Origin of the sequence: Xanthomonas bonasiae (assembly GCF_014836395.1) — a bacterium.
Classification (GTDB): Bacteria; Pseudomonadota; Gammaproteobacteria; order Xanthomonadales; family Xanthomonadaceae; genus Xanthomonas_A; species Xanthomonas_A bonasiae.
The window spans coordinates 112,256-130,220 of sequence record NZ_JACSQX010000011.1; the positions used below are offsets into that span (position 1 = coordinate 112,256).

Here is a 17,965-nt window from a genome sequence, read left to right on the forward strand (position 1 = left end):
CATCGCAGCGGCACGCTAAGTCCCCTCGACCACGCCTTCAAAGCCGTCGACGCCCTGTCCGCCGGCGCCGCGCTCGAACCCCTCTCCCCCCGGGAGAGGGGTTGGGGTGAGGGTACGTCCGCCCACGGAGCCCCCACCCCGTGAACCGACCCAAGCTCCTAGCCGCCCTCCATCGCAGCGGCACGCTAAGTCCCCTCGACCACGCCTTCAAAGCCGTCGACGCCCTGTCCGCCGGCGCCGCGCTCGAGCCCCTCTCCCCCCGGGAGAGGGGTTGGGGTGAGGGTACGTCCGCCCACGGAGCGCCCACCCCGTGAACCAGCCCAACCTCCTGGCCGCCCTCCACCGCAGCGGCACCCTGCGCACGCTCGACCACGCCTTCGCCCAAACCCTGAGCCGCCTGGACGCAGAAACCCCCGACCTGGTCCTGGCCGCCGCCGCCCTGGCCTCCCTGGCCGTCGCCAGCGGCCACGCCGGCCTGGACCCCGCCCACGCCAACGTCCTGCTGGACCCGCGCGACGGCCCGCCGCCGCAACTCCCGGACCCCACCGACTGGCACCGCGTCCTGGCCGCCTCGCGCTGGATCGCCCAGCCCGCGCCCGAAGAACCGGCGGCTGCCGACTGCCCGCTGGTGCTGGAACACGGCCTGCTCTACCTGCGCCGCTACCGCGAATACGAGCGCCGCCTGGCGCAGGGCCTGCGCCGCCTCGCCGCGCAACCGCTGCCGCCCTTCGACGTCGCCGCACTCGCCCCGCTGTTCGCACAGTTGTTCCCAAAGGCAGGTGTTTCCCCGCTCCCATCGGAAGAGGGTGCCCGAAGGGCGGGCGAGGGTACGTCCGCCCCCGACCACCCCACCGACCGCCAAGCCCAAGCCGCTGCACTCGCCCTGCGCCGCGCCCTGCTGCTGGTCACCGGCGGCCCCGGCACCGGCAAGACCACCACCATCGCCCGCCTGCTGCTGCTGCGCATCGCGCAGGCGAGCACGGCCACCGCCCCGCGCATCGCCCTGGCTGCCCCCACCGGCCGCGCCGCCGAACGCATGGCCGAGAGCCTGCGCGCGGCGGTGACACGCGCGCTCGACCACGGCATCGACCCGGCCCTGGCCGCCGCGCTACCCGCCGGCGCCAGCACCCTGCACCGCCTGCTCGGCGTGATCCCCGACCTGCCGCGTTTCCGCCACGACGCCGACAACCCGCTGCCGTTCGACCTGATCGTGGTCGACGAAGCCTCCATGGTCGACCTGCCGCTGATGTGCAAACTGGTCGAAGCCGTCGCCGACGGCACCCAACTGATCCTGCTCGGCGACGCCGACCAGCTGCCCTCGGTCGAAGCCGGCGACGTGCTCGCCGCCATCCTGCAGGCCGCCGGCCCCGGCGATGCCCTGCAGCCGGACGACGCGCAAGCGCTGCACCCGCTGCTCGGCCATACCCCCAGCGACACGCACAGCGGCGGCCTCGCCGGCCACCGCGTGCACCTGCTGCGCGGCTACCGCCAGGCGCAAGGCTTCGCACTCGCGCCACTGGCCGACGCCGTACGCGCCGGCGACACCGACACCGCGCTCGCCCTATTGCGCAGCGGCGAACTGGCCGGCGTGCACTTCCACGAAGACAGCGAGGACCCGCTCGCCACCCGCCGCGACGCCCTGCTCGCGCACTGGCGCGCCCTGGCCGACGCCGAAGATCCGGCCGCCGCCCTGCGCGACGCCGCCCGCCTGCGCCTGCTCACCGCCGTACGCGCCGGCGCGCACGGCGCGCGCGGCCTCAACGCCCGCATCGAACAACTGCTGGCCGACAGCGGCGCCGGCGCGCGCCGCCTGGGTGCGGCCTCGCCCTGGTTCCACGGCCGCCTGCTGCTGATCACCGAAAACAGCTACCGCCACGGCCTGTTCAACGGCGACGTCGGCATCTGCCTGCGCGACGCGCAAGGCGCCCTGGTGGCCTGGTTCGAAGGCGAGGGCGACGGCCAGGTCCGCGGCTTCCACCCCGCCGCGTTGCCCGCGCACGAAAGCGCCTTCGCCATGACCGTGCACAAGGCGCAAGGCAGCGAGTTCGACGACGTCTGGCTGCAACTGCCGAGCCGCGATGCGCGCGTGCTCAGCCGCGAACTGGTCTATACCGGCATCACCCGCGCGCGGCAGCGCCTGCACCTGGCCGCCAGCGAAACCGTGCTGCGCGCCGCGTTGGCACGGCACGCCGCGCGGATCTCGGGGTTGGCGTGGCGGTTGGGTAGGGTGGAACAGGTTTCTGCATCGCCGTCGTTAACACTTCAAACAGAAGGCCAGCCGTTCCCCGTCCAAGGCGCATTGTTCTAACCTATTCGGGTGAGCCACAACGTTGATCTGATCCGCGTGCCGCAAGCGTTATGGAAACACTCTCATCGCACAGATCAGCCGGCTTCCCACGGCGGACGGGGCATCAGCGACAGGTCGCGCGCGCCATGCACGATGGCGAGAATTTCGACAACTGCCGCGTGCGAGCGATAGATGATGCGGTAACTCTGGAAAAGCAACTCGCGCACTGCAGGGTTGCCGGCCTCAGGCACTTCTCGGCCGCGCTCGGGGAACGCTTGCAGCGACTCCGCTGCGTCGATGAGGCGATTGACGAAGAGGTCGGCGTAGAAAACGCTGTCGTGGGCGACATAGTCGCGGATGGCTTGCAGGGAATCGACGGCAGGTTCGGTCCAGACGATGTTCATCGGTCGAGAGCGAAGCGCCTTCTGACTTCATCATGCGGTACCACACGACCTTCTTCGGCTGCACGCAAGCCTTGTTCGATCTTCTGGCGAACGTAGATTTCGTACATCAGGTCGTCCCAACTGGCCTGTTCCGGCAGGCTGCGCACTAGCTGTTCGGCTTCGGTTTTCATGCTGTTGGGCATGGGTGTGCTCCGCTACAGGGACAGGCCTACTTTAGCGAAGAACGGCAGAGGGGAGAAATGGAGCCCCGGCGCAGTTAGCCGCGTTACCCGAGGCACACCCGTCGCACGGTGCTCCATCGCGACGCGTGGAGCCGCCGCGCCGGCCCTAGAGGCAGCGGCGCGGCGTTCTTTCCAGGCCTAGTGCCCGGGTGACGCGCTCACTTGCCCGGAACGCGCTGGTACTCGTCGCTGCCGGTGCGCAGGTGGCCATTGGCCTGGTCGATGGCGAAGTTCACCGTTTCGCCGTCGTTGGAGACCTGCAGCACGTCGTCCTTGTAGATGGCCGGGTAGCTCTCGGTCTTGGGCTTGCGGCTGAAGAACCGCGGCGTGGTGTTGCGCACCATGAAGGACTCGCCGTTGCGCTCGATGTCCATCGTGTCGTCCTGCGACTGCACGTTGACCCAGTGGCCGACGAACTTCTCGCCCTCCACCTTGGCGCAGCCGGTCATCAGCATCGCCGCGGCCAGCGCGGCACCCATCCACTTCGTCATTTCCAGCGCTCCGGTATTGAAGTCGGGGCAAGGATGCGCAGTGCTGGATGTATGGGAGGTCAAAATGCCGGGAGCACGCCGCCCGCCGCCCATGGCACTGTGCCGAACAGCAAGGCCGGCCGCCCTGCCATCCCGTCGGCCTCGTCCACGGCACGCCCGACGGCGCATTGTCGGGATCCTGTCGTGCCCGTGTCGCACCGCCGTCGTCACGGGAGGGCGCGATGCGGCAGGATGATGGCTGCACCCAAGCCCGATGCCGAGACGCCCATGTTCCTCGATGCTGCCCGACTGCGCGCGCTGCGCACCGCCCGCCACTGGTCGCAGGAGCAGCTGGCCACGCTGAGCGGCCTGAATCTACGCACCATCCAGCGGCTCGAATCGGGCGCCAAGGCCTCGGCCGAGTCGGTGCAGGCGTTGGCGGCCGTGTTCGAGGTGCCTGCGGAGCGCCTGCTGGCGGACCGCTCGACGCCTGGCCAACCGGCCCTCGGCGCGATCCGCGAGGGCGTACTGCGTGGTCTGGACTTCGGCGGCACCACCGCGCGGACGGATTTCTGGTGGTTCGCGCTTGCCGTGGCCATGCTGCTGGCCTTCGCGCAACTGCTCGCCGACGCGACCGGGCCGCTGCCGGCGCAGTTGGCCGGCCTGCTGGTCCTGCTGCCCTGGCTTGCGGCCTGCACCCGCCGCCTGCGCGACGCGGGACTCAGCCCGTGGTGGCAGCTGATCAGCCTGGCGCCGGTCGCAGGCATCCTGGTCCTTCTCTACCTGCTGACTTATCCGACCAAGCAGGGCGAACCAGGCAAGGCGGTGACGAACTGAGCCGGTATCGCCGGCAGATGGGCATCGCCACGTCGTGACCCGGGCGAGGTCGGCTGGTGGCGGGCGGTGAACCTGACCGGGCGTCGTCCCATCATCGCCCGATGCGTCCCGCGGGAATGGCGACCCCATGTGCCAGGCCGCGGATGGCCGGCGAGTTGGCGCTGATTGATCGCCATCGGCGCGCGGAGGAATGGCCTGCGTTTCCATTGCACCAGCGCGGCGCCTTCACTGCCGGGCTTGCTGGCGCGCCTCGATCAATTGCGGACGCTCGGGGCGGTCCGCGCGCTGCGCCATGGCCAGCAGCTTCTGGAAATAGACGTGGGCCTTGGCGCCGTCGCCCGCCTGCCTGGCCGACGCAGCCGCGCCGTACAGCGACCAGAAGCGGTTGGGCTCCTGCACGAGCGAGGCTTCGAACGCCGTCAGCGCTTCGGCCGGTTGATTCTGGGCCAGCAACATCTCGCCCAGCATTTCCCGGGCCGGTGCCAGCGGGCCGGGCGTGACCGAGGCCAACTGCGTCTTGTCCTCCAGATCGGCCGCCTGGCGCATGCCCGTCAGCGCGTCGGCGACATGCCCTTCCTGCAGCGCCAGGATCGCGGCCACTTCCCGCCGCTGAATATCCGTCTGCTCGGCCCAATAGTCCTCGCCCTGCTTGGCCAACGTGGCGTGGAGTTGGTCCAGCGACGCGATCGCCGCGCGTGCGCCGTCGCCGTCGTTCAGATGCGCCGCGCCCAGGCCGCGGGCGAAATAGGTGATCGAATCGGCATAGGGAAAGCGGCTCGGCACGGGTGCGAGTTTGGCCGCCTGCGCCCAATCGCGGCGCTCCAGTGCGTAGCGCGCCGGAATCGCGGCGCGGGCGAAATAGGCGGCCGAGGCCGGCGCCGCGCCGTTCGCCTTGGCCGGATCGAACCGCGCGAAGACCTGCGCCGACGCCTCGGCCAATTGCCCGGCGGCCCGATCCTGCCCGGTTTGCAGATAGCCATAGATCATGTAGTCGCTGGCATGCAGTTCGTCGGCCGGCTGGCCTGCGGCCCGCGCCGACGCGGCCGAGGCCCGATTGGTGTCGATGGACGCCTGCCAGTCGCCGATCCGGGTGAAGGTATGCGAGGGCATGTGCAGCGCGTGCGGCGTGGAGGGCGCGATCGCGCCGTAGCGCTTCGCGGCGGCGGCGGCGCGCGATGCCAGGGCCGGCTCGTCGTAGGCGTGGATGATGTAGTGGGCCAGGCCGGGATGATCGGGATACTTGGCGAACAGCGTCTCCAGGATTGCGCCGGCCTTCAGCTGTTTCGCATAGGTCTTGTCGGTGGGATCGGCGGCCGCTGCCAGCGCCAACGCGTAGAAAATGCGCGCTTCGATGTCCTTGGGGTAGGCGGCGGCCAGCCGCGCCATCGCCTGCTCGTAGGCCAGGGCGCGCGTGTCCTGGTCCAGACGGTCGGCGTCCACATACAGATGCGCCACCGCCTCCAGATAGGCCTGCTCGCGCGGGGTCTTGGCCTTCAGCGCCCGCCCCGCGTTGACCGCGTTCAACCCCTGCTGCAGTTGCGCGGGAGATTTGAACCCGGCGAACGGATTGCTCCAGCTACTCAACGCGATGCCCCAATAGGCGATGGCGCAGCCGGGGTCGGCCTCCAGCACCGCGCGATAACCCTCGATCGCCGGGCCGAACTGGAAGGAGTGCATCAACGCCACAGCACGATCGAACCGCGGCTGCGCCGCCGCATTGCACGAGGTCGCGAAGCTGACGCTGCCCAGCCGCTCCATCGCGGCATGGTCGTGTATGGGGTCGTGGGCCGATGCATCGGCCGCAACCACGATGGCCAGGAGGGATGCGACAACAAAGCGTTTGGCGCTCATGACACCTGGCCGTTGAGAGACGGAGCTCGCTGCATCTTTCCCCTGTCCTGTTCGAAAGTCCATCGCGATGCGCCTGGCAGGCAGCAGCGCCGACCCCGCAGTGCGCACATCGGGGGCGGAGCACCGGAGCGCGCGCAAAACCCGCTCCTGGCGCATTGCCATCACGTCGAAACTGGCGGCAACCGGCCACGGGAAGAGCGCGCTGCGGGACACGTGGCCCGCCGGTTACCGAGGAGGCACGCCCTGCGCGGCGTCAGCCGGCGAGCGGCGTCACCGCGTAGCCATGATGTTCCAGCACGCGCCGGCACAGCGACACGAAGTCCGGCACCACCAGGGCGGGCACGCTACGGCAAAGCAGCCCGGAGACGTGCGGCCAGCGCAATGCGTTGCTCGGTGGCGTAGCGCACTTTCTGCCCCCCATACAGCCCGTCGTTCGTGTAGCGCGGGAACACGTGCAGATGGTAGTGCCACACATCCTGATTGCCGGCCGGCCCGTTGTGTTGGCGCGTGGAGATGCCTTCGCAGCCGAAGGCCGCCAGCATCGCGTGCGCCAAGCGCCGCGTGGCGCGGAAGACTTCGCGGCCCAGCTCGTCCGGCATGTCCAACACGTTCTCGTAGTGGCCACGCGGGATCACCAGGCAGTTGCCTTGGATGCCGGCGTAGTGGTGCGTCGGCACCAAGGCGAACACGTTGGCATCCACCAGGACAACGGCCGATTCCGGCGCAGGCGAGGGCAGCGTGGCGGCGATACCGCAGAACGGACAGTCGTACCCGGGGGGAGCGTGCTGCATGAGGCGCAACGGCGAAGAGAACCCACTGTGGGGCGGGAGCGGATTCTGGGGCGCGACTTGGCGACGCGTCAATCGGGCAACGCGGTTTTGGAGGCTACAATAATTACGTAACGAATCACGCTTTCTGATCATGCGCTAGACACGACAGCATCTTCTACTTACTCTTTCAACCAAGGGTGGATCCAAAGCAAGGCATGGCTTAAAAAGTAAGTATCGGATGCCTCGCTTCTCAAGGAAGTTCTCAAGGAGAGTAAAAGATGAAACTCAGGACAAACCCGAACCGGCTTACATTTCTATTGACTGTCGCTCTTTCCTTACTGGCCGCCCCTGGAGCTTCGTTTGCACAACGATATGCACCAGCATCAGACGGAGTCAGCACATCGCAATTGAGCGCAATCGATAAAGCGGGTATTGAGAAGTCATTATCTGAGGAGCTCCAGAAAACGGCTGCGCAGGTTGCGAAGGTGCCAGGGCAGAAGAAGTTCAATATGTCCGCTCGACTTTCACCAAAGAAAAGCTTGCTTCAAATTGATCTTGGCAAAGATGCCATCCCGGATCAAAACGGGGCTGACTACGAAGAACAATGCAGCCTCTTCATCGAAGCTGCACGACCACTCCTGGTTGGAATTGTGAGTGTGGAAAGCTACGAGTGCACGTTCGGCGGAAAGGATATCTATTTTTATCATCCAGAGGCCAGCATTCCAGCCCCAAAAAAAAACTAACCGCTCCTAGCCAAGAAGATCCACTACCGCTCGTGATGCTCTCTGCAGGGCATGGTCTTTATCTAGACTACCCAGTTGGAAAGCCGACAGTTTGGCTTCCACAGCGCCCATTGCCGTCAAACGGGATCACTGAGGACTTCATTACACCCGGATACGTGAGTGAAATTAGCTCAGCACTTACCGAGCGTGGCTCTCAGGTAGCCATAGTCAAGCCAAGATCGGACTCCACGGCAATTCACACGCCTTCAGGTGAGCCTTGGTGGAAAGTCTCTGCGAAGTACAATTTACAGAGTATATTGCCTACTCACGGAGCCGACATTTGGGACACGCTCCCCTACGACACTTCTAAGCTGCGGGAGTACAATGAAGATATCCGGGCAAGACCACTTTACGCAAATTATCTAGGTGCTGATTATCTGGTCAGCATTCACACAAATGCCGGAACTAACACGGCATCTCGCGGAACTACCGGTTGGTATCACAACGGTGATTACGCAGAACCAAGTCGCTTATTGACCAGTAACATACTTTGCTCGATGAAGGAAATTATTCAGGCGAATTCAACGTATGCAAATTGGACCATCGATACTGTACCGCGCGGTGTGACAAATAAAGGTGAAAATACTCTTGCGCGCCTCCCTGCGACAATTATCGAAGTTGCATTTCATACAAACGCGGATGATGCAATTGCCCTGCAAGATGCAACATTCCGCACCTTGGCCGGTAAAGGCATCGCCAAGGGAATTGAAATCAACAAGGACGGAAAAACGTGTTCCAAGTTCAAGATTGATTCCATTCCGGCTTCAACTGGCCCCCAAGGCTCTCAGGTGCCATATAAAGTCAATTATTCTGGGAACCCCACATTTCCCGTGACCATGTACTTCGAGCCTGTTAAATGCGCTCCAGGTTGGACCTGCCAGACGGGTACGCGGACAACCACGTCTACATCATCGCCGCTCACTTTTCAGTTCAGTTGCGGAAGCGGTACTGATGCGTCGTCAACCTCAGTCTTTAAGCGCTGGCTGGTAGATGCCGATGGTGTAAAGACAGATCCTGTTGAGGCAACTCACACTTGTGTTAAGTCGAGTTCAAAGACAACGCCACTCATCAACGATGGCATGGCTGAGGCTACGCAACTCTAAGAGCTATTTTTTCTTATACCTACGTAAGATTTTCCTATAGCGACCTCTTCGCTGTAGGACGAAAGTGCACTTGGGATGTCTAGCCACCTTGTGTTGTCAGGGCGATGGCGGTTTCACCGCTCGGAAGCTATGTGCTGACACTCAAAAGCCGCCGGGCGCGCACCGGCGGCTTTTCTATTAGCCTGTATCCTTATGCCAGGGGGCTTCTACGCATTGGGCCAGTAGGAAGTGAAGGCTAGAATCGCCAGATGGCCACATTGCATCAGCTTCCAAAGCCCGAGATTGCGCATCCGTTTGTCTGGCGTCCTGGCGACGGGCTGAATTCCGGCTGTGTCCAACGCATGCGCCATCAGGTGCGCCGCCCTGCACATCCGATGGGCGAAGCGTGGTTCATGGGTGAAGAGCGGCGCATGTTCGATTTCCTTCTGGCTGATCTTGAATGCTTCTCGCTCGAGGAGCTGCGCGTACCGCTTGAGGAAATCGCTTCCGGAAATTCCAGCTTCGGCCCCAGGGACGAGTGGACCAATTGGTATCGCTACTTGTTGGCTCGGCTCGTTCCCCGCCACTTGGAACAGTCGTTCGACAGCTTATATCAGCACCTCGTCACGGCGTTCATGGCCGTGCATCCGCGCGGTATCGATGAGCCATACCCTGGGTTCGCCGACGATGCGAGGCAGACGTTGGGCCGCTGTCTGATGGACCCCGCTCGCTGGGCAGGAGAGCGGCTGGCGGTCTCTGCGCCGGAGGATCCGTTCACGGGTGGGGAGCGCATGGCGTGGAGCGTGGCGTGTGGCGACTTCTCGGCAGGCATGTTCTTCTGTGCGAAGTACTTGGCCAACCACGAACTCGCTGACTGGCTCGATTCGGTATTCGCCATCCGTTGCCCGCTATGGACCACGCAGTTGTATGGCTGGTTATTAGCCGCCCATCCTTTACTGTCGGGGCGTGTGGTGGAACTGGCCGATCTAGATTCCGGTACGCCAGCAGAGGTTCTGTGGCATGGAGCGCACACGTTGAAGGGCGATTTCTCGGGCGTCTACGAGCCAGAGCCGCCACCACTGCCATTCTTGTCACCGGATCGCTGTCAGGCGGTACTGGCCGGTGTGCGCAGGCACGTGTCGGAGGCAAGCTATTTCGCCTGGCTCGATGCGATCAAGCCCTACGTCTACTTGGACGCGCTGCTTGGCAGCATGCCGAGTCGCTTTGCCGAAACTTTCGATATCGACTAGAAGCTCCGCTTCTGTCCGAAGCGGAGCGGGGCAACGGCCACAGGACGTGAACTTGACCCCGTTTACCCGGCCTGGATGGCCCGACGGTGGCCTGGAAGTGGAACTACAGCCTATCGGCCAGGCGAGCCATCAAGTCCATGCGTTCGTGAAAGATCGCCACGATCAACGCCGGGGCGTTCTCACGTGGCAAGCAGAAGACGTAGTGGTGTGCGCAGTGCGCCACCCGCAGCGCCGGGTAGAGCGCGCCAAGCTCCTTGAAAGGTCCGTCACCCTCTGCGAGGCGAGCAATGCCCTGTTCCAGGTCTGCGACGTACCGCCGCACCTGTGGTTCGCCCCAGCGTTGCATCGTGTAGCGGACCACCCCACGCAGATCGGCCTCCGCCGCCTCGGTGAGGACGTAGCGCTTGCTCAAACGCGGCGGCCCTCGGCCAGTTCCTCATCGAGAATGTCGCCGACGCTCTTGGCGGATACCTTGCCCGCAAGTCCCTCGTCGATGCGCGCTCCCAACACGGCTTTCAATTCCTGCCACGTCTGATCGGCGTCCACATCGCCGGGGAACAAGCGTTCGAGCGCGTATTGCTTGATGGTCTTGCCCTGCAAAGCGGCCAGCGCCTTGAGGCTCTGGTGCTGCTGATCGCTGAGATCGATGGTCAACCGGCTCATGGAGGCCTCCAAAAACACACAAACCCACATTAGCACATGGGGGTTCAGTACCTATCGACAACCACCCTGCTGCTGGCCGACAGGCTCTGGTGGCCCATCGCCGGGGCACTGGCCATCGCCTTCCTGTCGTCGCATGCATCCGCGGCTTCCAGCGGCACTATCTGAATGCGTTCCACCAGCCCGTGATGCAGGGCGGCACTTGGTTCGGCAGCCTAAGCGTGCGACTCGATCTGCATAGCGGACTGGCAGCTGAAAGTGGTGGGGTCGTTTGCGTAAGCGCATTCTGACCCCCGTGTGTCAGTTAGTTCTGGGCCAGGTGTTGATAGTGCATGCGCAACTCCACTTGGTGATGTAGCAGCTCAGGCTACGACAGCTGACCCGCTACCGTTTGGGAACATCGCGCCTCACGGGAAAATTCACCTGGGCTCAAGATAATTTTTGAACCGCCGCTAACGTTCTGTTGATCCAGTATTTGCATAATCCACGAGATTTAAATGAATAAGACTATACACAGCGTGTACCTGGTATTGGTAACGACATTTTTGATGCTGGCCACCGTTGAGGCAGCAGAAGCACCTTTAGACCTGCAGCAAAAAGCACGCTTGCGTCTCTTTGCATCCAGCGATACCCGCATAAGTCTGCGGACAAACGCAAGCAAGTCTGGAGCGGGTGAGCTGGTTACATTAGAGGACCCAAGAGCCAGGGGAAATCGCTGGTTTATGCATCAAGAGGAAAATGTATCAATTGGTATGCCCGAAACGCTGGCCACTCAGCAGTTGGATGAAAGCGTTCGTGTCAAACCTTACTACCGCGAGTTCTGGCTTGCACCAGGCCAACTCGTCAACGTATACGCGGATCTCAATGGGCACGCGAAGTGCGTGCCTGCCGAGCAAGCCCGCTTACCGGAGAGGGAGAGAAAAATCTCTTTGCCGCCCAATGTTGGCTGGACTCCAGAGCCAGGAATTGACTATGAGATGGAATTGATAGTCGAGGGCGGCCGGTGCAAAGTGGATGTAAGGCAAGTCTTGCAGGGCGGGCGCACGATACCTCTGCCCCGCGAGATTGAACGTGAGCGCTTACGCGAGAACGACTATAAAGTAGTAGGGCCGCACTTATTCGTGTTCCTACTCAAGCCCGGTAGCGTCTTCTATCGCGTTGTGGGCGAGTCGAAAGACTTGCAAATGATGGTAGATGGTCCTAAAGACGCTGACTTCTTTGAGACGAGCATGCGTGAAGTCGCGACAAAAGGTGCGCAGGCCTGCATCGTGCTACCAAGCTACGACTACGAGAGTCCACTACTTGCACGGCTTAAGCACGTAATGGACGAAGGTGGCGACACGTTTCCCGCTATCTACGAAAGAGAGGCTGGTTTGCGTCAGGCTATGAAGATGGAGGACGACATGCCAACGACGTTTGCGGCGGCAGCATCCTATTGCCAAATAGCAGCACTTGTCGCTTTTCGCCAACTGCCTCCCCAGATTCCTGGAAAAGTTACACCGCAGTCATCGCAAGGTGACGTGCCAACCCATTGAGATGAGCAACGGGGATGGGTTGAGCCACGCCGGTTTTGTGGCAAATGGGGGGCGAGCGCCAGAGATGGATGCATGGAACGCCCAAACCCTGGATGTGCAACCAGCGCTATGCCAGCATGTCCATGCGGGATTCACATCCAATAGCCAGGCAGGGGGCATGGCGATGCAGCAGGACAGGGAGCGTTGCGGCCGGTGCCGGCAGCGGGGGTGCACCGTGGCGCGCCATGGCGCCGGCCGGTGCGGGCGGAGTGGCGCATGAACCGCACGCAGCTCGCCGCGCTGGAGCGGCTCGGCGTGGCGCAGGACGCCGACGAATCCGCGATCAAGCGGGCCTATGCGCGCCTGTTGAAGCTGCACCGTCCGGATACCGACCCGGCCGGATTCCAGGCGCTGCACGAGGCCTATCAACATGCCCTGGCGTGGCGCCGCCAATCCGGCGGCAGCGTGGAGCCGCGCGACGCCGTCGCGGTGATCCAGGCACCTGCCGTGCTGGAACAGGCACCACCGCCGCGCGACGCCATGGGCGAGGTGCCGCTGCCACTCGCGCCATCGCCACCGGCGCCACCGCGTGCGCAGGCACCCCGAGAGATGCCGCTGCCCGCGGCGCCACCACCCCGGGAGGCGCCCTGCGATCCGCACGCAGTAGCCCTGGAGGTCGTCTCGCACGCCGTCGACGGCACCGCGGCCGCGCTGCAGCACTGGCTCGAGCAACATCCCGTGATGTGGTCGCTGGGCGACAAGGTGCGCGTGGGCCAGGCCGCGTTCGGCCTGCTGGAGCAGGAGCCCCGGCCCATCGAGAACACCCGGTTCGACGTGCTGCAGCGGTTCTTCGAGTGGGATGCGATCGGCGGCAACGTGCACCCGCTCCAATTGGAAGATGTACGGCACAAAGCCCATGTTTCCTGGAAGCTGAACTCGCCGGCATCGAACAATGCCCACAGCTGGAGGTTGAACAAAGATCTCCAGCACCTGTCGCGCCCGTTCAAATGGCGCAGCGCACTGTTCAATGCGCTGCCGATGGGCGAGGCGGATCGAATCTGCAGCTTGCTGGACATAACGCTGGCTGTGCCAGATGGAACGCCGGTTCCCCCCATCGACGAACGCAACCAGGAATTCTGGCGGGCTGCCGCCGATCCCAGCCGGTTCACCCTCGACAGGACGATGGTCTACGCCGCGCGCTGCGTGTTGGTCACCGCCATTTTCTCGACGCTGGTCGTCCCAATACTGGTCATCCGTGCCGCGCCGTCCACCTTGTTGGATGTCGCGCTGCACGCCGTGCTGGCGTGGCTCTATGTGAGCGCCGCCGTGGTCGCCTGTGCGGCTGCCGTCGAGCTATGCCAATGGCAGATGTTGCCGGATGCCGCCGTGCGGCATGGGCGCTGGGCGCATCGGCTGTGCATTCCCATCCTGTCGGTAACCACGCTACTACTGGCCGACAAGCTCTGGTGGCCCTTCGCTTGGGGACTGGCGATCACCTTGCTGATCGCCTCGTGTATCCGCGGCTTCTATCGGCACTATCTGCACCCTTTTCATCAACCCGTCTGGCGAGCCGCGCCGTTCCTGCTACTGGCCTGCTTTGTCTCGGTGAATTCGCGCGTGATCGAAATTCCGTTGGTCGTGGCGATGCTGTACTGGCTGTTGGATGTCGGGCGGCAGGTGGTTCGGCAGCGCAAGCGTTTGGCGCGATCCGCCTAGCGGGCGGCTAGTTGAAAGTGGCGAATGTCGCCCGCGTAAGTGCACACTGACCCCAGCTTTCGCCGGAGAGAAGTGCACTCTGACCCGGCCTCCAGATCCTGGCTTCCGCCGGCTACAAGGAAATTCGATCTTCTGCTGCTCGCTGGTCGTGCCACTCTGCATGGCGAATCCACTGCTTTGCATTAGCTCGAAGTAAGCGGGCTGTGCGAGGCCACATCGAAGCTAGTTGCTTCGCAGCCTCTTCGGACGCCGCCGCCAACTCTCGCTCCGGGCTTCCGCTTCCATCCGAGGGTCGCCAATGCGCGCCCCGCTTATTGAATAGCTCGAGAACGATACCCGACTCCATTTCCTCGTTCTCCAACTTCTCAATCACCAAGCGCACCTGCCGACACGGCCAGATACCATCATCACGATCTTCAGGCGCATATGCCAAAAGCTTACCTATCTCGCTGGCCGCAACCTTGCCTCTGCGCACCTCCTGGGCAGCATCCAATACAGCACCGACCCAGTTCAGAATAGCTTCCGCATCTAGCTCTCCATCGCTGTTCTTCCAAGGAAGCACGCGCCAGGAATCCAGAAGCTTATAGGCGCTAGAAGCTTTAGCGCGCGCGAGCTCAAGCTCCCCAGCGCCCTTAGCGTGCTGAGCATCTTCAGACTCGTCCACCCCAATTTTTGCTTCGGAACGATACAGATCGCTCAAGACCTCGACAAAGAAGGCGGGTGACTCCGCCATGTATTGATGAAGCGCAAGCTCTTGTGTCGCTCCGTGGCTATGCAAGGCTGGGAGCCAGCTATACTCCAGTTGTAGAAGACGATTACGGTCGGCATCTTCGCGATCACGGAGCTCGTTGAACACTTCCCGCAGCCAGTAGCTGCTTAGTAGGCCTGCATTTCCGGGTTTCGTGGCAATGCTTTCCAAGGCGCCAGCAAGTAGATCAAGCAGCAAAGCAGTCTCGAATTTACTTCGACGGCCGCCGACGAATTCGATCAGCGAAACGCTTCTACCGTGTCGCATGAGTTCGCACACAAAATCGCGTACTAGATCATCGTCCGGTGTACGCACATACACGTCTCTATGGCACCAATATTCGGCCTGAACGTCTTCCGGCAACTCGTTTACTAGATCAAGAAGCTCTCGCGTGTCCCCCCAAGGCACCACTAGTGAAGCGACCTGAGCCGCGCTTGCTCCACCTTCCTTGGCGAACTGAAGGATCTCAAGTCCCCAAAGGGTGCCTAGGCTGCTAACGCTATTGGCTAAAACACAAGCACCCAGCCACGCAACGGCACTACTTCTATCAAGCGAAGTCAATGCGATCTGGCGCCATTGATCCGCATTGCACACCCGCATGATTGAAGGGAGCATGGTCTGCGGAAACTGAACTCGTGTAGCAAAGTCGATCAGCTCCTCTACACCCAAGGCCACAACATCGCGAATAGCAGCGTCACGCTCGGCCAATACACGCTCTTGAAGTGAATCAAATGTTTCGTCCGGCCGTTGTCTTTCCGGCATGTGCTGTTCGAAAAGGGCTTGATGTAGAACCAACGGGTCTGACGGCGCAAACAAGTCAGCGACCCGATCTATAGGATCAAGAGCTTCACTTGGCATGGCCCATTCTGCGTCCGCATATGACCTGTGCTTGTCCACGAGGCTGCGTAGCCCTCGCCAAAGCGCATGGCCAGTACCTGCCTCAAAAAACGCTTCTCGACGCGATTCAACGAGATTGATGTACTTGCTGGAGGCCTGTGGAGGCATGGATTTCGTGGCCGCCTCAATAACAGCTACCCACTTTGAAGGATCTATACCGGCCTCTTGTGATGCCATGTCTATGATGAACTCATGATCCCGCCGAATCGAACCGTAAGTCGTGACAGCGCGCTCCGATGCCCCGAAGTCTCTCCACTCAGGCTCAGAAGTGCCAAACGAAATGTCCTCCTCTCCGGGTAGTAGCTTGCTGATAAGAGCCCATGCGACATCTGGAACCATCTTGCAAACTCTATCTAGCACCCGATGACGAATCGCGGATGCCGCGTTTGTGTGTAAACTCCAGGGCAAGAAAATTTGAACGAGCGACTCAATGGGTCGATTCGATAGCCTGCCACCCGGATCGATCGCCGCCAATCGTGCCAGCAGCAAGGCCACACGCGACAATCTCTCTGGATCCCACGCAAGAACTTCGAGCGCTCGTAACATGCCCAAGTAATAGACGTGCCCAAACATTGCATCGTCTCCGCCCTCAAAGATGGGCAACAACAGCGACGGATCAGTCGCTAGCAAGCCTTCGAGAGCTGACAGAAAAGGATCTGGCGCAGCTTCTGCGAGGGCCGGCAGAAGCGGGTCCAAACTCGCAAGCATTTTGTAGTCGTCTGCGAGGCCGGGAATTTTCCTCAAGACGTCATTTACGAAATTCTGCGCCGAGAAGTCAGTAATGTAATTAAGGTTATCTTCATTAATTGCGATCAGTCGTAATATCTCTGAAAGGCCTGAGCGAAGAGATTGCGACCAAGCTCGCGACTTGCCATAAATGTTCGCGTAAGCCCGCTGATCTAAAGGCATGTCAAGCGCGGGATCTAGCTCCGAGAGAACTCTGACGGCGGCATCGCTAAAGCGGTTTAGCTCAATCTTACCGATGGCGCGATGTTCGATGCTCAACTGCCAGATGTCAGCTGGCGCACTGAGCGCCGTCACCGAACCTTCTCTTAAAACGGGTGCATCGTCGATCCGGAGCACATCCAAGATCGCGTCATCAACATTCTGATAGTCAGAAGCGCCCGCCAATTCCTTCAAAATATCTTGATCATGAACATTGTCGTGCGCGTATGCTCCCGCGAGAATGATTCCTGAGAGGTTCTTCAGGGTCGTTCGACTTGCCCAAACAGGCTGTTCCGAATGTGCTCCATCATTCTGGCGACGGAAGATCGAGACGCTAGAGTGGCACGCAGCTGCCAGCTTCTTGGCACGAGCCTCATCCATATCATTTGCAACGAGGATATCGACAAAACTTTGTCTTGATGCGCGTGGAAGCGCGATCAACTGACTATTGCCCGACTTCGCATGTGATGTCCCATAACAGGTAATTACAGCATGGCCATAATTAGAAAGCTCCTGCGCGACATCATTCGCGGCATTAACGGTCACAACAACAAGCTTCAGACCTTTTACTAGGAGTTGCGATTTAGAGCTTGGATCGGCGATCACGACAGTCTTTGCTAGCAACGCGCCTCTCATTGGATCGCCTTCATTCATGCCGAGCAGCGCAGCTGCCACAAACGAAACAGCCTCCCTTGGGCTATCAGCTTTAACCCGCGTCAACTCTGCGCTCAATGCTGCTTTCCGAACCTTCTCGGCCGCCGCGTCACGATTAGCTAGCAGTAAATCAACGGGAATGACGGGAGATGCACTGTTCAGAAAGCTGGCTAATGTCCCCTCAACGTCTCTCATGTCCGCTGAGGCCTTATACATCTTTAAAGCTAGCCAACTTCGAACAGACGGCTGACTATCCAGCCAGTCCTCAAGGGAGTCGGCATCGAGAATTTTAACATCCCTCCACACTCCTCTATCGCGTAGCGAAGATTCCAGCTGGGCGATGCTTCCAGCTTTCGTTGCATTGACCCTACGAAGGCTCACCGCAACATAGACGATTTCAGCGCGCACCTGGCCTGCATAGTCGTCGTGGTCGCTTGGCCCACTGCGCTTGTCGAAGTCTGAGCGTATCTTCTGTGCAGCTTGGTCATTAGTGCCCACCTCCCACAGTGAGAGACCGGCAGGAATGTAAGGGGGCATGGGGGCAGCTTGCACAATCCCATCAACGCCCGGCCGGAAAGTTGACTCTCCGCTTGGGAAGTAGACGCCGGTCACCTCAGGACTTGTCGCACGAATCAGCCTTCGCAACAGCTCTGGCAGCAAGTCCCTTGCTAGATGTGTGTTCGCGAACTGCTCCAACTCTTCCGCTGTGATCTTCACTGCCATCTCTTCGCCTATATTTTTGCTGTCGTGTCATCCGCATTGATTGAAACTGTGAAATCAACCAGCAACTGATGCGAATTGGCTATCCCGGCCCACTACGCTTCGAGAACTAGCTACACCCCCACGAAGCCTCACTAGCTAGCTGATTGGTCTTACA

The 17,965-nt window shown here is 61.5% G+C and carries 15 protein-coding genes; 7 read left to right on the forward strand and 8 right to left on the reverse strand.

The window, feature by feature from the left end; all coding sequences use genetic code 11:
- Positions 1 to 310 precede the first annotated feature (310 nt).
- Positions 311 to 2,308 carry an exodeoxyribonuclease V subunit alpha gene (recD, locus tag H9658_RS17935; protein WP_191826402.1) on the forward strand — a complete coding sequence of 666 codons (1,998 nt, stop codon included), beginning with the start codon at positions 311 to 313 and terminating at the stop codon, positions 2,306 to 2,308.
- Between the two features lie 74 nt (positions 2,309 to 2,382).
- On the opposite strand, the gene H9658_RS17940 is transcribed toward recD, so the two are convergent.
- The 3 genes from H9658_RS17940 to H9658_RS17950 all read right to left on the reverse strand — a co-directional run bounded on the left by H9658_RS17940 (position 2,383) and on the right by H9658_RS17950 (position 3,403).
- A complete protein-coding gene (locus H9658_RS17940) occupies positions 2,383 to 2,691 on the reverse strand; it encodes a type II toxin-antitoxin system RelE/ParE family toxin (protein WP_003466273.1) in 309 nt (102 codons plus the stop codon).
- Positions 2,688 to 2,873 carry a hypothetical protein gene (locus H9658_RS17945; RefSeq protein ID WP_080627620.1) on the reverse strand — a complete coding sequence of 62 codons (186 nt, stop codon included), beginning with the start codon at positions 2,871 to 2,873 and terminating at the stop codon, positions 2,688 to 2,690. Before H9658_RS17945 ends, H9658_RS17940 begins: the two co-directional genes overlap by 4 nt.
- Before the next feature lie 197 nt (positions 2,874 to 3,070).
- Positions 3,071 to 3,403 (reverse strand): hypothetical protein, encoded by a 333-nt coding sequence (locus tag H9658_RS17950; protein ID WP_191826403.1) that lies wholly within the window; start codon positions 3,401 to 3,403, stop codon positions 3,071 to 3,073.
- A gap of 183 nt (positions 3,404 to 3,586) precedes the next feature.
- Here H9658_RS17950 and H9658_RS17955 point away from each other — a divergent pair, with 183 nt between their 5' ends.
- Positions 3,587 to 4,219, forward strand: a complete 633-nt coding sequence (locus H9658_RS17955; RefSeq protein WP_191826404.1) for a DUF805 domain-containing protein — start codon at positions 3,587 to 3,589, stop codon at positions 4,217 to 4,219.
- A 225-nt stretch (positions 4,220 to 4,444) separates the two neighbouring features.
- On the opposite strand, the gene H9658_RS17960 is transcribed toward H9658_RS17955, so the two are convergent.
- The gene (locus tag H9658_RS17960) at positions 4,445 to 6,283 is read right to left on the reverse strand and encodes a tetratricopeptide repeat protein (RefSeq protein WP_191826405.1); all 1,839 of its coding nucleotides are present in this window, start codon (positions 6,281 to 6,283) and stop codon (positions 4,445 to 4,447) included.
- A 131-nt stretch (positions 6,284 to 6,414) separates the two neighbouring features.
- A complete protein-coding gene (locus H9658_RS17965; RefSeq protein ID WP_225210077.1) occupies positions 6,415 to 6,861 on the reverse strand; it encodes an HIT family protein in 447 nt (148 codons plus the stop codon).
- Between the two features lie 257 nt (positions 6,862 to 7,118).
- Between H9658_RS17965 and H9658_RS17970 the strand changes: the two genes are divergently transcribed.
- From H9658_RS17970 to H9658_RS17980, 3 genes are all read left to right on the forward strand, one after another.
- Positions 7,119 to 7,583, forward strand: a complete 465-nt coding sequence (locus H9658_RS17970; RefSeq protein ID WP_191826406.1) for a hypothetical protein — start codon at positions 7,119 to 7,121, stop codon at positions 7,581 to 7,583.
- Between the two features lie 35 nt (positions 7,584 to 7,618).
- Entirely contained in the window at positions 7,619 to 8,725 is a 1,107-nt protein-coding gene (locus H9658_RS17975) for an N-acetylmuramoyl-L-alanine amidase (protein WP_225210088.1), read from the forward strand.
- 248 nt (positions 8,726 to 8,973) lie between these two features.
- A complete protein-coding gene (locus H9658_RS17980; protein ID WP_191826408.1) occupies positions 8,974 to 9,954 on the forward strand; it encodes a hypothetical protein in 981 nt (326 codons plus the stop codon).
- A gap of 103 nt (positions 9,955 to 10,057) precedes the next feature.
- Here H9658_RS17980 and H9658_RS17985 read toward each other — a convergent pair whose 3' ends face one another.
- Both H9658_RS17985 and H9658_RS17990 read right to left on the reverse strand, forming a co-directional pair.
- Positions 10,058 to 10,366 carry a type II toxin-antitoxin system RelE/ParE family toxin gene (locus H9658_RS17985; protein WP_191826409.1) on the reverse strand — a complete coding sequence of 103 codons (309 nt, stop codon included), beginning with the start codon at positions 10,364 to 10,366 and terminating at the stop codon, positions 10,058 to 10,060.
- Complete coding sequence (locus H9658_RS17990) at positions 10,363 to 10,617, reverse strand: antitoxin (protein ID WP_191826410.1); 255 nt, start codon at positions 10,615 to 10,617, stop codon at positions 10,363 to 10,365. Before H9658_RS17990 ends, H9658_RS17985 begins: the two co-directional genes overlap by 4 nt.
- A gap of 494 nt (positions 10,618 to 11,111) precedes the next feature.
- Between H9658_RS17990 and H9658_RS17995 the strand changes: the two genes are divergently transcribed.
- Together H9658_RS17995 and H9658_RS18000 are read left to right on the forward strand one after the other, a co-directional pair.
- Positions 11,112 to 12,149 carry a hypothetical protein gene (locus H9658_RS17995; RefSeq protein WP_191826411.1) on the forward strand — a complete coding sequence of 346 codons (1,038 nt, stop codon included), beginning with the start codon at positions 11,112 to 11,114 and terminating at the stop codon, positions 12,147 to 12,149.
- 255 nt (positions 12,150 to 12,404) lie between these two features.
- Positions 12,405 to 13,844 carry a J domain-containing protein gene (locus H9658_RS18000; RefSeq protein WP_191826412.1) on the forward strand — a complete coding sequence of 480 codons (1,440 nt, stop codon included), beginning with the start codon at positions 12,405 to 12,407 and terminating at the stop codon, positions 13,842 to 13,844.
- 112 nt (positions 13,845 to 13,956) lie between these two features.
- Here H9658_RS18000 and H9658_RS18005 read toward each other — a convergent pair whose 3' ends face one another.
- A complete protein-coding gene (locus H9658_RS18005; protein WP_191826413.1) occupies positions 13,957 to 17,811 on the reverse strand; it encodes a hypothetical protein in 3,855 nt (1,284 codons plus the stop codon).
- Positions 17,812 to 17,965: the final 154 nt, after the last annotated feature.

Bases quoted from the DNA above. Each gene is read 5' to 3' on its own strand.
- H9658_RS17940 (WP_003466273.1), bottom strand. From the start codon at position 2,691: ATGAACATCGTCTGGACCGAACCTGCCGTCGATTCCCTGCAAGCCATC.
- H9658_RS17945 (WP_080627620.1), bottom strand. From the start codon at position 2,873: ATGCCCAACAGCATGAAAACCGAAGCCGAACAGCTAGTGCGCAGCCTG.
- H9658_RS17950 (WP_191826403.1), bottom strand. From the start codon at position 3,403: ATGACGAAGTGGATGGGTGCCGCGCTGGCCGCGGCGATGCTGATGACC.
- H9658_RS17965 (WP_225210077.1), bottom strand. From the start codon at position 6,861: ATGCAGCACGCTCCCCCCGGGTACGACTGTCCGTTCTGCGGTATCGCC.
- H9658_RS17970 (WP_191826406.1), top strand. From the start codon at position 7,119: ATGAAACTCAGGACAAACCCGAACCGGCTTACATTTCTATTGACTGTC.
- H9658_RS17975 (WP_225210088.1), top strand. From the start codon at position 7,619: ATGCTCTCTGCAGGGCATGGTCTTTATCTAGACTACCCAGTTGGAAAG.
- H9658_RS17980 (WP_191826408.1), top strand. From the start codon at position 8,974: ATGGCCACATTGCATCAGCTTCCAAAGCCCGAGATTGCGCATCCGTTT.
- H9658_RS17990 (WP_191826410.1), bottom strand. From the start codon at position 10,617: ATGAGCCGGTTGACCATCGATCTCAGCGATCAGCAGCACCAGAGCCTC.
- H9658_RS17995 (WP_191826411.1), top strand. From the start codon at position 11,112: ATGAATAAGACTATACACAGCGTGTACCTGGTATTGGTAACGACATTT.
- H9658_RS18000 (WP_191826412.1), top strand. From the start codon at position 12,405: ATGAACCGCACGCAGCTCGCCGCGCTGGAGCGGCTCGGCGTGGCGCAG.
- H9658_RS18005 (WP_191826413.1), bottom strand. From the start codon at position 17,811: ATGGCAGTGAAGATCACAGCGGAAGAGTTGGAGCAGTTCGCGAACACA.